10 protein-coding genes are annotated in these 15,126 nt (G+C 59.4%); 4 read left to right on the forward strand and 6 right to left on the reverse strand.

Features of this window, described 5'->3' with window-relative positions; genetic code table 11:
- Window positions 1-112: 112 nt before the first annotated feature.
- The 4 genes from BM125_RS04215 (at window position 113) to BM125_RS19685 (ending at window position 4,554) form a co-directional block, all read left to right on the forward strand.
- Entirely contained in the window at window positions 113-2,065 is a 1,953-nt protein-coding gene (locus BM125_RS04215; RefSeq protein WP_092405572.1) for an acetoacetate--CoA ligase, read from the forward strand.
- Window positions 2,066-2,169: 104 nt separating this feature from the next.
- Window positions 2,170-3,120, forward strand: a complete 951-nt coding sequence (locus BM125_RS04220; protein ID WP_092405238.1) for an NAD-dependent epimerase/dehydratase family protein — start codon at window positions 2,170-2,172, stop codon at window positions 3,118-3,120.
- A 34-nt stretch (window positions 3,121-3,154) separates the two neighbouring features.
- Window positions 3,155-4,129 carry a glycosyltransferase family 2 protein gene (locus BM125_RS04225; RefSeq protein WP_175497904.1) on the forward strand — a complete coding sequence of 325 codons (975 nt, stop codon included), beginning with the start codon at window positions 3,155-3,157 and terminating at the stop codon, window positions 4,127-4,129.
- Window positions 4,126-4,554 (forward strand): GtrA family protein, encoded by a 429-nt coding sequence (locus tag BM125_RS19685; RefSeq protein ID WP_139224847.1) that lies wholly within the window; start codon window positions 4,126-4,128, stop codon window positions 4,552-4,554. Before BM125_RS04225 ends, BM125_RS19685 begins: the two co-directional genes overlap by 4 nt.
- A gap of 494 nt (window positions 4,555-5,048) precedes the next feature.
- Here BM125_RS19685 and BM125_RS04235 read toward each other — a convergent pair whose 3' ends face one another.
- The 6 genes from BM125_RS04235 to BM125_RS04260 all read right to left on the reverse strand — a co-directional run bounded on the left by BM125_RS04235 (window position 5,049) and on the right by BM125_RS04260 (window position 15,074).
- Window positions 5,049-7,292 carry a hypothetical protein gene (locus BM125_RS04235; protein WP_139224848.1) on the reverse strand — a complete coding sequence of 748 codons (2,244 nt, stop codon included), beginning with the start codon at window positions 7,290-7,292 and terminating at the stop codon, window positions 5,049-5,051.
- Between the two features lie 188 nt (window positions 7,293-7,480).
- Window positions 7,481-8,656, reverse strand: coding sequence for a trans-sulfuration enzyme family protein (locus tag BM125_RS04240; protein WP_092405244.1), 1,176 nt, complete (start codon window positions 8,654-8,656; stop codon window positions 7,481-7,483).
- Between the two features lie 131 nt (window positions 8,657-8,787).
- The gene (locus BM125_RS04245) at window positions 8,788-10,380 is read right to left on the reverse strand and encodes an FG-GAP repeat domain-containing protein (RefSeq protein WP_175497905.1); all 1,593 of its coding nucleotides are present in this window, start codon (window positions 10,378-10,380) and stop codon (window positions 8,788-8,790) included.
- A gap of 578 nt (window positions 10,381-10,958) precedes the next feature.
- Complete coding sequence (locus tag BM125_RS04250) at window positions 10,959-11,948, reverse strand: FkbM family methyltransferase (protein WP_092405248.1); 990 nt, start codon at window positions 11,946-11,948, stop codon at window positions 10,959-10,961.
- 604 nt (window positions 11,949-12,552) lie between these two features.
- Complete coding sequence (locus BM125_RS04255; protein WP_092405250.1) at window positions 12,553-13,923, reverse strand: pyridoxal-phosphate dependent enzyme; 1,371 nt, start codon at window positions 13,921-13,923, stop codon at window positions 12,553-12,555.
- Between the two features lie 917 nt (window positions 13,924-14,840).
- Entirely contained in the window at window positions 14,841-15,074 is a 234-nt protein-coding gene (locus tag BM125_RS04260; protein ID WP_092405252.1) for an HP1242/YdcH family protein, read from the reverse strand.
- Between the last annotated feature and the right edge of the window lie 52 nt (window positions 15,075-15,126).

Consider the following 15,126-nt stretch of genomic DNA (forward strand, 5'->3'; position numbering starts at 1 on the left):
GCAGCGCTGGAGGCATGACGACACCACATTGCTTATTGGCACGATGATCCTGCTAAGTTAGCGGCGGGGACTGGCAATGGAGAAGTCCATCCATGAAGGGAATGCAAACGACATGAACACGCCGATCTGGGAACCCGGGGAGGAGCGCATCGACCGCGCCAACCTGAGCCGCTTCATGCGCTACGTGCGCGAGCAGACCGGCAATTCCGACATCCGCCGCTACGCGCCGTTGCACGATTTCTCGATTCGCCAGCCGGCGCGGTTCTGGTCGCTGTTCTGGGAGTTCTGCGGAATCCGGGCTGGCGGCAGTTTCGAACCGGCCCTGGTCGATGGCGACAGGATGCCCGGTGCGCAATGGTTTCCGGGCGTGCGCCTGAATTTTGCCCAGAACCTGCTGCGCTACAAGGACGAGCGGACTGCCATCGTCTTCCGCAACGAATGGGGCCAGCGCCGCCAACTGACTTATGCGGAACTCCATGTCGAAGTCGCCCGCGTCGCCGATGGCCTGAAGCGCGCTGGAGTCGGCACCGGCGATCGGGTTGCCGGGTTCCTGCCGAATATCCCCGAGACCATCATCGCCATGCTCGCCACCACCTCGCTGGGCGCGATCTGGTCTTCGTGTTCCCCGGACTTCGGCATCGACGGCGTGGTCGACCGGATCGGTCAGATCAAGCCCCGGCTCCTGTTCACCGCCGATGCCTATCCCTATGGCGGCAAGCGCTTCGACTGCCTCGAGAAGGTTGGCGCCATGGTCGAGCGCGTGTCGAGCATCGAGCACGTCGTTGTCGTTCCCTACAGCCAGGATGCCGTGGACCTGTCCCGGATCAAAGGGGCCGTGAGCTGGGCTGACTTCGCCGGGGACGGGCAGCCGGCGCTGGGCTTCGAACAGTTTCCGTTCGACCATCCGCTCTACGTGCTTTATTCATCGGGCACCACCGGCGCGCCCAAATGCATCGTGCACGGCGCCGGCGGCACCCTGCTCCAGCACCTGAAGGAGCTGATGCTGCACACCGACCTGAAGCGCGAGGACCGCTTCTTCTTCTACACGACCTGCGGCTGGATGATGTGGAACTGGATGGTCTCCAGCCTCGCCATCGGCTCGACCCTGGTCCTCTACGACGGCTCGCCGAACTACCCGGATGGCAATGTGCTCTGGGACCTGGCGGACGAGGTCGGCATCAGCGTGTACGGCACCAGCGCGCGATGGCTCGCGACCATCGAGAAGGCCGGCCTCGTGCCGGCGAAGTCGCACAAGCTCAGCGCACTGCGCACGATCCTTTCGACCGGCTCGGCGCTGGCGCCGGAAAGTTACGACTATGTCTATCGCGACATCAAGGCCGATGTGCTTCTGGCTTCGATCTCCGGCGGCACCGACATCATCTCCTGTTTCGCACTCGGCAACCCGCTGATGCCGGTGTACCGCGGCGAACTGCAGTGCCGTGGCCTCGGCATGGACGTCGAGATCCTGGATTCAGCGGGCCAACCGGTCGTCGGGCAGGTTGGCGAACTGGCCTGCATGGCCCCGTTTCCGTCCATGCCGATCGGCTTCTGGGACGATGCCGAGGGTGAAAGGTACCGCGATGCCTATTTCTCACGCTTTCCCGGTGTCTGGTGTCACGGCGACCTGGCTCTGCTGACCGAGCATGACGGCATCATCATCCTGGGGCGCTCCGACTCCACCCTGAATCCCGGCGGCGTGCGCATCGGTACGGCCGAAATCTACCGGCAGGTCGAGCAACTTCCCGAGATCCTCGAGTGCGTGGCCGTCGGTCAGCGCTGGCAGGACGACGAACGCATCATCCTGTTCGTCCGCCTGCGCAATGGCTTGGCCCTCGATGCGACGCTGCGCGACCGGATAAGGATGCAGATACGCACCAACACCAGCCCGCGCCATGTACCGGCAAAGATCATCGCGGTCGACGATATTCCGCGCACCCTGACCGGCAAACCCAGCGAAACCGCCATTCGCGACGCCATCCACGGCAGGGCTGTGGCCAATATCGATGCGCTGGCCAATCCGCAATCGATCGAACTCTATGCGAGGATGGCCGAGTTGCAGGCGTGAAGCGATGCCGGTCCCCGTGCGAACGCGGCGCGCCCCCCTCCTCTATTCAGCCAGTGAAACGGCAATGCGCTGGCCATCCTCGTGGCGACACCATGGAATGATGCATGAGTGAAACGGAAAAACCGATTCTGGTTCTGGGCTCGGCCGGCTTCATCGGCAGCGCACTCTGCCGGCGACTCGATACGATGGGCCGGCCGGTATACGCCCTCGGACGCGCGGAACGCACGGGCGTCGACGGGCAAGTCACCCATGTGCGCGGCTCGATCGAGGATCGCCAGCTCATTCGCGACGCCCTGGCCCGTTGCCAGACGGTGGTGTACGCAGCCAGCATCACGACGCCGGCGACATCCAGCGGCGACCCGGCACTCGAGGTGCTCGGCAACCTGCTGCCGCTGTCACGGCTGCTCGAGTGCGCCGGCGAATTTCCCGAGCGCCGGATCATCTACCTCTCCTCCGGCGGAACGATCTACGGAGACGCCGGCGAGCGGGCGACCGAATCCACCCCGCTGCGGCCGCGCTCCTACTACGGCGCCGGCAAGGTGGCGGCCGAGGCAATGCTGCACGCCTGCGCCTGCACCACCGACTGGTCGATCATTTCGCTGAGACCCAGCAACCTGTATGGCCCCGGTCAGCGCGTGACCAAGGGCTTCGCGATCGTGCCGACCCTGTTCGACCGGGCCAACGACGGCCAGACCTTCGAAATCTGGGGCGACGGATCGATCGTTCGTGACTACTGCTACATCGACGATCTGGTCGAGGCCATCATCCTGGCGATCGAGGCGGAAGCCTCCGAGACGTTCCGCGTCTACAATGTCGCCAGTGGCGCCACGGCATCGATCCTGCAGCTGGTCGAAGCCTGCATCCAAGCGAGCGGCAAACCCATCCGCACGGCATTCAGGCCGGCACGCGGCGTCGATGTCGCCCGCGTCTCGCCGCGTCCGCAACGTATCGCTGACGAATTGGGCTGGAAGGCCCGGGTCGACCTGGCGACAGGCCTGCAGCGGACATGGTCGTGGCATCAACAAGGCAATCAACAAAACAAGGGACGCGGCTGAACCGCAAGGCCCGACGGCTCATGGAATCTGCTTGATGAAACCCGAACCCGACAACGCGGATATCCAGGTCTCCGTCGTCGTCCCCGTCTATGGCGGCGCCTCGGCACTGGCCGAATTGCATGCGCGCCTGGCGAAGTGCATGCAAGAGGCCGGACTGCGCCATGAACTGATCCTCGTCGACGATCGCGGTCAGACGGAATCCTGGCCGATCATCCGCGAACTGGCACGCAAGGACGAAAGAATCATAGGCCTGCGCCTGAGCCGCAATTTCGGCCAGCACGCGGCGACGATCTGCGGCATCGAGCATGCGCGCGGCGACTGGATCGTCACCCTCGACGACGATCTCGAACATCCGCCCGAGGCAATTCCGTCCCTCCTTGCCGCGGGCAGCGAGGAATGTCCGCTGGTATACGGCAAGTTTCCCCGGCGTACGCACGCCACCTATCGCAACTGGAGTTCCGAGCTGATGCGCTGGACCCTCAAGCGCGCGTTCCCGGACCTCAACGAGGACTATTCGTCGTTCCGCGCCATGCACGCCTCGCTTGGCCGGCAACTGGCCGGATTCCGATTGAGCAAACCCTATATCGACGGCATGCTGTCCTGGATGACCTCCTCGGTTGCAACGGTCGAAGTGCCGCACGGCGAACGCGAACACGGCGAGAGTACTTACACCCTGCGCAAGCTCGCCTCGCACGCCGTCAACATCTTCGTGACCTTTTCACAGCTACCCTTGCGCATCGCCAGCTACGGCGGCGCGGCCCTCGCCCTGGCCAGCTTCGCCTACATGATGTTCGTCGTGTTCGGTTACTTCACGGGCCGCATCACCAACCCAGGCTACACCTCGCTGATGTCGGTGATCCTGTTCGCCTGCGGCGTGCAGTTGCTCATACTTGGGGTACTCGGCGAGTACGTCGGGCGCCTGATGGGAGCCGCTTACCGCAAGCCGGTGTATCTCGTAGAGATCAAGACGCAGGTGCGGTCGGCCAGCGACACGTACGCCAGGCGATGAGCGGGAAGCGCGCTCGGGACTGCGCCCAGGACGAAAGTCCCTGCGCGCCCCTGCATCGGCGGCTGGCCGGAGAGTTTCTGCGATTCCTCATCGTCGGAGGTATCAACACACTCGTCGCGTACGCCATCTATCTTGCCCTGCTGGGGCTTATGCGCTACGAATTTGCGTACGCAATTGGATACGCCGTTGGAATTGTCATCGCCTATCTGATGAGTGCCGCGTTCGTATTCCGAAAACCGATGCGCAAGAGATCGGCATTTCGCTTTCCATTGATTTACGCCGTCCAATTCCTGGTCAGCCTCGCTGTTCTGCGCCTCGCCGTGGAAATTTTCCACGTGCCACAGTGGTTCGCCTTCGGCTTTGCCGTCTGCCTGACAATACCTATAACGTTTGTACTGTCGCGATGGGTCATGCATTCCACATAGGTCGCATCACTATTTCACCAAGCAAACACCACGGGCGACACGCGCACGTCTATCAGTCCTAACCTTGTCGAGTGAATGCATCGGCAAATCCCACTGATGCGTTCTCCGGCTCTGTCGCATCAAGGAGGGTCCGATCGAGTAGCAAAGTCGTCCTGGCGTCTAGAAGGCCTTCCACATGTGCCGCGTGACCAATGAAGTCTGGCTGCCTAGAGGAGGCGCGCGATCCATGAGGCCAGCCTTATGGGCGTCAGCCTTCTGGGCGCCACCTTTCCAGCATCCAATCAATCAGTTTGCGACGCCTGGCTCAGCGCAGATCCTTGTTGCGCCGACTTGAAGGACGGCCAGTCTGTCAGCATCGACGCGTCGCGCTTTGCACGCAGGCAGGCGTCGCGACGGCATTGCTACTTGGTCAGACGCAATTTAACGGTCCTGTTCGGCAAATTTGGCCAACCCGACCTCCTGGAGCATGCCTCCAGCCAGAGCCGAGCGCGGCATCAATTTCCGATGCCGCCGTCGCGCATGCGCAATCCAACCGACATAAGCCGGAGAGAACCGCGAGAATCAGCGGCTCCTTCAGTGGAAACAATCGGCTCACAACGCAGATGCAGAGCCGACAACCCGCTGTGCGCTACGAACGGAAAAACAAATTCCTGCGGACTATTGGCCGGCAGCCCCACTCTCATCTTCTGATTGCCATCATCGCTGGCAATTTCAACATATTGCGGATAGCTGGAAATAATTTTGCCGACAATATCGAAGCGCTGCTGATCGCGGTCCAGGTTCTTGAGCCAAAGGGTTGAATCGCATTCCGCTCGGGTCCAGTCATAGGACTGGGCGCCGCCCTGATCACCAATGTGTTCGTCCATTGAAATCTCTACAGGGGCCTCTGCCGGCGGGAGAGTCCGTGGAAAGTCTACGGAGACTGACGTCACATCGAAAGGCCGCGAAGTCGCAACCTCCAAGACCTCCACGCCATTCTCATCGACCACGGATGTCGCCGATACCGAGAATGTCTTGTTGAAGATGGTCGGCAGAGCTTTCCCGTCGACACTGATGGAAGAACTGCAGTCGGAACCTTCGCATACGAACGTTCCGCTGATGTGAACTTTCTGATTCAAGGAGTTCGGGAAAACCCAGACACGTCTCGAACTAACGATCCAAGGATTCGACATCGGCTCAAATCCCGAGCCAAATACCCTTGTCGAGGATGATGGAGCCAGCATCGTATTTGTCAGGAATGGTGCAACAAGCACGTATTGATTTTCGGATCGCGGTTCGTCGTACAGGTATAGATAGCTGCCCCCTCCCGATGAGGATTGTGCCAGCCGCAGATCACTCGTGACGTGAACGTCTTTTCCGGTACGTGCCTTGGCGACATACTGCCAGTAGACCGCATCATCCTTCTCGGATCCGGAAACGCTCGCGTCGCGAAACCAGAAACTCGAATCCCTCGGCAAGGATTCGAATAGATCTGATTCGAAAAACCCCAGCATTGAATCCCAGCGTCTTCCCATCTGCCGTTGCTCGCTGTTCACATTGAAATTCAATGCGTCTGTCAAAATTGAACCCAACGAGAGTATCGATGCGGTCATTATCGCGAAGTACCTGGATTTGAACCTCAGGAACAGGGCGGATAGCCACAAGCAAAGTAGTGCGATCCACGCATAATAGGAAAAGTGACTATATAGGTATGCGTGACTCCCCAGTCGCATCCACTCCTGGTACTTTGGGGTGAGACCGATCACCATGTTGGGGGCAAACGCAAGAAAGGTCAGTACAAGACTCAATCCCAAATAGTTTCGCCAAGGAATTGGCCTACTCCTGAGCCTCACGTAATTCGCAACACCTATGGCTCCGAAGAACACCGCCGCCGCCTTGATGACCGACAGGGTGCCAAGACTCTGGCGAATGACCTCGATCGAAAGGCTCGCGCCGCCATACAGAAATGTCGCGAATGGCACTCCGCCGAACGTGTAGTTTGCCGTGGTCCGCAGGATTACAGAAAATGGCTCATCAAGGGCGAGTTGGGAGCCTTCATAGAGTGAAGTGTGAGACGCCCGCCAAAGTAGCCAAGTCGCCAACCAGATCGACAAACCAAGGAAATACGGAACCAGGAAATTCCAGGATTTCCTCCCTAGGCGCCAATAGGTGTAGGCAACAACGAGATGGACCGCCGTCTGAGGAAGAAATCCTTCCTGCAGGCCCGTCAGCCATATTATTGCTCCCCAACAGGCGAGGGCCATTGAACCCCGCTCTATAGCAGCAATCAGCCCGAATACACCGATCATCCAGCACAGCCAAGAGAATTCCCATGCAAATGGATAGGCGACGAACAGGTTGTGCTCATTGCTATTTTGGGCAAATGCGAAGAAGAGGATCACGAACGACGCGGCCAACCCAGGGCGGTCGGTCACTTTCTCCAACAATCTTCCCGCAATCCATGCGCCACCCAGAATGGTAAGCAGCCTCAGTGCGCCCTGAAGAACGGCGCTGTCGGTTAGATAAGGCAGAAACTGCAGAAACGACGTCAGTTTTGGAAATCGCCCCTGCTCAGCAGCGATCTGCAGCGCTGTGGGTATCCAGGTATTGTGCCAGGCCCAGGCTGCATACCATCGATCATCGAGAGTTACGAACCGAATTCCGGCTACTGAACCCAGGAAGGCAATTGCAACTATCGCCGCTGAAAAATTCACCGACCTGCCGACTGCAATCGCCTCCCCCGTCTTGTCCTCGCTCACTTGGTCATCCTTGGCAGAAGGCAAGTTGTTTACCATCCATCCTACAAAAGTTTCGCGGGTGATACGGGCACAATTACTGCATGCCTGTGGGAGCGCCAGCCACTTGGCTCGCGGGCATCTGCCGGAGTTCGTTGCCTACACCAATGCGCCAAGACTCGACTCGCTTCAGAGTGGCAAACCAAGGCACTTTACGTCGCCAGCGCCATCTCGAGCTCGGACTTCAGGTCGGAAAGGTCCTCTACGCCTATCGAGAGACGAATCAGCGCATCGCTTATGCCAAGGCGCTTGCGATTGGCTGGCGGTACAGACGCATGCGTCATGATTGCGGGGTGCTCGATGAGGCTTTCCACTCCACCCAGCGATTCGGCGAGCGCAAACAACTTGCAACGTTCAAGCATTCGCCGCGCCTTGCGCAATCCCCCCTTGATTTCGATCGAGATGATGCCGCCGAAGCCGTCCATCTGGCGCTTCGCGAGCGCATGTTGCGGGTGCGATTTCAGGCCCGGGTAGATCACCCGGTCGACGGCCGGATGCTTTGCCAGCCATTGGGCAATGGCCAGCGCACTTTCACAATGCGCGCGCATGCGCAAATGCAGGGTCTTCAGGCCGCGCATGGCAAGGAAGGAATCGAACGGACTGGCCACCGCACCTACCGAGTTCTGCAGGAAGGCCATCTGTTCCGCAAGTTCTGCATTTTCGCCGGCAACAACGATTCCACCAACCATGTCGGAATGGCCATTCAGGTACTTGGTCGCCGAATGCAGCACCAGGTCCGCGCCGAACTCGAGTGGGCGCTGCAGCATCGGCGAACAGAAGGTGTTGTCGACGACGAGGATCAATCCGTGCTTGCGCGCGAAGGCACCGACCTTGGCCAAATCGACCAGCTTGAGCATCGGATTGGTCGGCGTCTCCGCCCAGATCATCCGGGTATTCGGCTTGAGCGCTGCTTTCAGCGCCTGACTATCGTTTAGGTCGAGGAACGTGAAGTCGAGACCCGCCGAACGGCGTCTTACACGCTCGAAGAGACGGTAGGTGCCGCCATACAGATCATCCATCGCGATGACATGACTGCCGCTGTCCAGCAGATCGAGTACGGTACTTGCGGCGGCAAGACCTGACGCGAAGGCGTAACCCTGGCGCCCACCTTCGAGATCGGCAACACAGCGCTCGTAGGCCATGCGTGTCGGGTTCTGCGATCGCGAATACTCGTAGCCCTTGTGGACGCCGGGGCTTTCCTGGACATAGGTCGAGGTGGCATAGATCGGCACCATGATGGCGCCGGTCGACGGATCGGGAGACTGACCGGCGTGGATCGCTCGCGTTCCAAGCCCCATCGGATCTTGATTTTTGCTGGACTTGCCCATGTTCTCGACGTTCCGGGGAATTAGGGGAGGTGTCACACAAAGGTTCTTACAAGCGCACCCAAGCGCTTGTCGGCAGCCATTGTACCGATCCGCAGGTTCCGTTTGTTGCGGCCTGTTTTCGACCGGTAGCCTCAGGGGCTGGTCTCGAACCCGTTGGCAAAGATTACTTCGGCGCGGTACACCCCGCTATTGATCGCGTCTCTGCGAAACATGGGCCAATCGACAAGACGAGGATCTGCGATGCTTGAGTTGAAGGTCCAGGCATAGACGGTTACGTAAGAGCCCGTGTGACCAGGGACATTGCTGTTGGTACCGGCACCGATGACCTCAAGCTTTCCGTTCCGATCGATATCGGCAACTGCCGGCGTATTGAAGAATGCGTCGCTTCCCGACCACAACGACAGTTTCCCGGCGGGAATCGGGCATCCTGTCGATGCAGTCAGCTGCACGCCTGCCCTGCTCCAGATAACGAACTCATTGGCTGCATTGAGTATGATTTCGGGATCAGAGTCCCCCAGCAAATTGGCGATGACCGGTGATCCTTGCGTCCCCCAATGCAATGAATTTCCTGCGCAGTCCGCAGGGATACTGGGCTGCAGGGGCCAACCCGGTAGTTCGGCGCCGTCAGGCTTGATGGCGTGCACGACGCCGTTGACATCATCATTGCGCAAGTTATTCACGACCGACACGAGCCCGGTGATCCCGGAAAACTTGCCGAGTGCGGGAGACGCAACACGCGAAGCCTCAGCCGGTGTCGAGACTGGCCACCCCGGAAGATCCTGTCCATTGGACTGCACGCCGAGCATCTGCTTCGTCACCGGGTGAACGACAGCGCAACTGGCAAGGTCCCAGCATCGACCGCTTCCTATCGAAATCGCCGTTTCCCCAATTCCTCGTATATCTCCAATAGCAGGAGATGAATAGATGACATCGTCGTACATTCGCGGGAATCCGGGAAGATCACCCGAGCCGTCTCCGCGCATTGCACGGAGCAACCCTCCGTCGGGCAATGTGATTCCCGGCAACTGGTGAAAGTTGCTATCCGCACCCACGACGATATCCAGTGAGCCATCACCATTCAGGTCTACGATCGAAGGAGAGGACCAAATCGTATCCACTACGTACTCTTGAACGCCGTGCTCCCACCAAACCGAGCAATCATGCCGTAGCACACGAAACCGGAAATCGAAGCTCGCGACCGCAATCTGCATCTTGTCCGGCATGCTTGGATCGAGGTGGCCCACGGCTGGTGAGCTGTACATGCCCTGTGGATGGACCGGGTTCAAGGCCGTGAAGGAACATTGCAACTGTCCTGTCGCGCTGAGAACGTAGATCCCGCCCCCGTTCACGGCACCCGAACCGGCCCCCACGACGACCTCCAGCTGGCCGTCGCCATCGATATCCGCAACGGCAGGCTTGCTGCCAATGGGAACGCTCCCGGTATCGTACGACCACATCAAGGTACCGTTGGAGCGAACCGCAACAACGCGTCCACCCTCGGTACCGAACACCATTTCGGGGTCACCGGTGCCGTCGAGGTTAACGACAGTCGGGCTTGAATAAAGTACGCGGTCGTTGCCGAGCTCAACCAGGGCAGACGGAAATCCTGCCTGGCAAGGCGGGTCATTCGGAACCCCAGGGTTGCTCCTGGTAGGACAGGTAAGCGTCACCGCAGCAGATGCGGAACCAGCCAGCAGAAATACAGCGATACCGACGATCTGCAATGGACACCGCATGTCCACCTCGAATGAACCCTGATCGGATTTACTCTACTCCATGACAGGCACCCGAGTCATTGATCGAACGCACAACCGACTCCAGACGTTGCTCAACGGTCAACACGCGCTCTCGATCAGATCAATTTGCGTCGAGAGCCAGTCGCGGCCTGGGCCAGAGTCTTCCCTTGATTGAATGCCAATGGCGAACAACGGCGGGCCAGACAGACCGTCGCAACTCAAGAAGCGAGAACATCAGCCGACACCGACCTGCCTGTTGCGGGCCATACCACTCGACGCAGTCCTGAGGCCAAGGCAAACATCCGGCTGAATGACCCACGACGCATGCTGGGGCGGATGTGGCATCCAATCGAGCAGACTGACAGATCGCCTTGGTAGGGTCTGATCAGGTAGCAAAGTCGTCACCGCGCCTGGCAGATTGATTGGATGCTGAAAAGGTGGGGGCGAGAAGGCTCTCCACATGCACCGCGCGCCTCGTCAAGGCAACCAGCCTTCACATCGCCACGTGGCACATGTGGAAAACCTTCTAAAAACAATGACGACATTGCTGCCTGATCAGACCCTCCCTAGCCACGTGGGCGCAAAAACAGATCCAGATGCGATGTCCCGTTGGCTCCATGTCGTTGGTCGGACTTTTCCCACTGCACCATGACCTGACCTGGTTCGGTGCACGGAATGACCTCCTGCGGCGAGACCACCACCTGAACGCACTCGGCGTATTCGAACATCATCGATAGGTAGTCGTTGTAGTCCAGCCCCGAGTTTGCCCTCAGTGCGTGCGGATGGAATTCGGTAGCAATCCTTGGTTTGTGTTTCGCGAATAGCCGCGCTGCGCCCTGCCAGGCAAAAACCTCGTGTCCCTCGATGTCCATTTTCACGAAGTCGAGCGCATCCAGATCTCGACACATCCAGTCGAGACTTTGAACTGGCGCGAAATTCGATGGTGATGAGGACTTAGGCGCGCTTTGCACCAGCGCATTGGAAGTATTTGGATCTGTAACGATTGAAACGATACCGCTCTGTTTCGAGGCGCCGAACGGCATAACCTGGACATGCTCGAAGGCATTCTTCTTGATGCCCAGATAGATAAGCTGGAGATTCTTGTCCATCGGTTCGACAGCGATTACCCGCCCGGCCGCACCAACCAGTTTGGCCCCCAGCATCGTGAAATAGCCGATGTTGGCTCCGACATCAAGGAATGTATTTCCCTCGTGAAGCTCGCGCCGGAGCAATGCCGTCACATGGGGTTCGTAGGAAACTCCTCTGGAAATGGCGCTACCGATATCGCGATCGGACTTTCGAACGAAAATGCTGTATCCATCAAGCTCGATCTCGATGGGCTCGTGCGTTCCGTTGCCCTTTGTCCTGAACTCTTCCGAACCGATCAGTAGCTTCGCGATATCGTGTGCATCAAGACTCTGAGATCTCGCAAGCGAAGCGAAATAGGATAGCCCTGAAGGGTCTGGCATGCGCCCGAGAATGAGCTGATACGCCAGCGAGACATCGTCTGGAGTTGCGACAGCGGAAATGCCTGGTTTGCCTGGCTTCTGGTTCATGTGGGCTCAAAGGAGTTCTGAATAAAGATCGAATAGGGAAACTGAATTGTCTGAAACCTAGCGATTTCCTGCTTGAATCAGCACGTCAAGGTGCAATTCTCCACTGAGCTTCTTTAGCCTGTATGTGTCTCTCCATTCGTTCATGACTTCCTCACAAATCGATCATCAAATGCTTCGACCTTCGCGTGCAAGCACCGCTATGGACTCGGTCACAACCTCAAACAGGCCTTTGATACAAGAAACCGCGGCCCATTCGACTCATGTACCGCGTCCGGCGAGATGTGATCTCAATTCAAGGCGTTGCCTTGCCAAGGCAACAGGGTCACTCCATCTACCGCGACTTCACGCAACATCGAACTCGTCGAACCTCGTGCCGAGTGTTTATCGGACAACATGAACACACGGGCAAGATCGATTGGATTGATGGAGCTTCTCCGAACATAGTCGGCGTGGTGCACAACTCCGTCAACGTCTGATTCTTGACCAAGAAGCAGTCTGTAGGGATACCGCACACCTCCAGGTGCCGCTTCCGTTGGTACCATCACGCCCCCTCCGTGAACCGGAAGTACTACAGAACGGTGTTCGACGTACGCGTGAAGGTGGACTATTGAACGCGCCGACGCAGATAGTTGAGCAGGTCGATCCGTGTGATCAGGCCCAGGAACTTCTCGCCGTCCATCACGATAGCCACGTGCCCCGCGTCGAAAACCGGGAGCAGTGCTTCTATCGGCGCCGTCACGTCAAGTTTCTCGAGGCGGCTGATCATCGCGGTCGATACCGGGTCACGGAACTTGGTCTCGTCGCCGTAGACGTGCATGAGGACGTCGGACTCGTCGAGGATGCCGACGATGGCGTCGCCTTCCATCACTGGCAGCTGCGAGACGTCGTAGAGCTTCATGCGATTGTAGGCGGTGATCAGCAGGTCTTTCGGCGACACGATCACGGTGTCGCGTTGCGAATACGGGCGCAGGATCAGGTCGCGCAGGTCGCCGTGGCGCTCACGCTCGAGGAAGCCGTTGTCGAGCATCCAGTAGTCGTTGTACATCTTCGACAGGTACTTGTTGCCGGTATCGCAGACGAACACGACGACACGCTTGGGTTCGACCTGTTCCCGGCAATATTTCAGGGCCGCCGCAACCAGGGTTCCGGTCGACGAGCCGCCGAGGATGCCTTCCTTTGACAACAGCTCGCGCGCGGTCAGGAAGCTTTCCTTGTCGGGAATGGCGTAGGCCTTTTCCACCCGCGAAAAATCGCTGATGTCGGGCAGGAAGTCCTCGCCGATACCTTCGACCATCCAGCTCGCCGACTTGTCCGAGAGGATGCCGTCGTTGATGTATTCCGCAAGGATCGATCCGACCGGATCGGCGAGGATGAACGCGGTCTCGGGCGAGTGCTCGGCGAAGTACTGCGACAGGCCGGTCATCGTGCCCGATGATCCGCAACCGAACACGATCGCGTCGACGCGCCCCTCCATCTGCTCGAGGATTTCGGGGCCGGTGGTCTGCTTGTGTGCGAGCGGATTGTCGGGATTGCCGAACTGGTTGATGAAATAGGCGCCCGGGGTTTCGCTGGCGATCCGTGCGGCCAGGTCCTGGTAGTAGTCCGGGTGGCCCTTGGCCACGTCCGATCGGGTCAGGATGACTTCGGCGCCCATGGCCTTGAGGTTGAAGATCTTCTCGCGGCTCATCTTGTCCGGAACGACCAGGATCAGGCGGTAACCCTTCTGCTGGGCGACCAGGGCCAGGCCGATGCCGGTGTTGCCGGCCGTGCCCTCGACCAGGGTGTCGCCGGGCTTGATGCGCCCGTCGCGCTCGGCGGCGTCGATCATGCTGAGGCCGATGCGATCCTTGATCGACCCCCCCGGATTGTTGCATTCGAGCTTGAAGAACAGCTCGCAGCTACCGGTGTCGAGGCGCTGGGCCTGGATGATCGGCGTGTTGCCGATCAGTTCGAGGACGCTTTGATGGATCGGCATGCGGGCTCCGCGCAAATTCGGACAATGGGCGGAATGATAACCCAGGGCGTGGATTGGACCGTCCCTTGTCGATATGGCGGATCCAATGCTTTTCACACGGCGCGGGGAAGAGCATCGCGGCGGAGGCAACAACGCAGCGGTAACGCGCCAGCCGCCATCGAAGTCCAGATCCCCATTCGCCCGCACATCGTGCCCTCCGTAGGAGAGGCCTTCGGGCGCGATGTTTTTGGCCACGATGCGATGAGGAGCATCGCGGCTGAAGCCGCTTCCTACAACGGAGCGGGGACGCGGCACCGGTGACCGAAACCCGCGCCGCCTGTCGCTCTCTTCGTAGGAGCGCCTTCAGGCGCGATTTTTTTGGGCACGATGCGGGAAGGAGCATCGCGGCTGAAGCGACAACGAAGCGGTAACGCGCCAGCCGCCATCGAAGTCCAGATCCCCATTCGCCGGCGCATCGTGCCCTTCGTAGGAGAGGCCTTCGGGCGCGATGTTTTTGGCCACGATGCGATGAGGAGCATCGCGGCTGAAGCCGCTTCCTACAACGGAGCGGGGACGCGGCACCGGTGACCGAAACCCGCGCCGCCTGTCGCGCTCTTCGTAGGAGAGGCCTTCAGGCGCGACGCTTTTGGCCACGGTGCGGGAAGGAGCATCGCGGCTGAAGCAACAACGAAGCGGTGACGCGACAGCCGCCATCGAAGTCCAGATCCCCATTCGCCCGCACATCGTGCCCTTCGTAGGAGAGGCCTTCAGGCGCGATGCTTTTGGGCACGTTGCGAGAAAGAGCATCGCGGCTGAAGCAGTTTCCTGCAACGACGCGGAAGTCTGCGGGAAAGCGGGGAATCTTGCTTGGGCGGGAAGGCCCGGCGCGCGGCGCCGAGGGCCCATGCGGGCCTCAGCGGCGCGCGGGGCGGAGAAAGTCAGTGTGAGGCGGAGGTGTGGTGCAGGTGCTCCCACATGTGGGTGAGCTTGTCCTTCGCGAGCAGCTTCTGCTTCTTGAGGGTATGCAGGGTGACTACATCCATTGGCAGTACGCCCAGTTCGGCGTCGCGGACCTTGTCGTCGAGTTCCCGGTGCTTGTGATACAGCTGGCGGAACTCGGTATTGCCATGCATCAAGGATTCCAGATCTTCACGTTCAGCGTTTTCGAACATCAGGCTGCCTCCTCTCGAGTTGGAAACGCAGACACCATGACGCGACACCCGG

It is taken from the genome of Dokdonella immobilis (assembly GCF_900115085.1).
Classification (GTDB): Bacteria; Pseudomonadota; Gammaproteobacteria; order Xanthomonadales; family Rhodanobacteraceae; genus Dokdonella; species Dokdonella immobilis.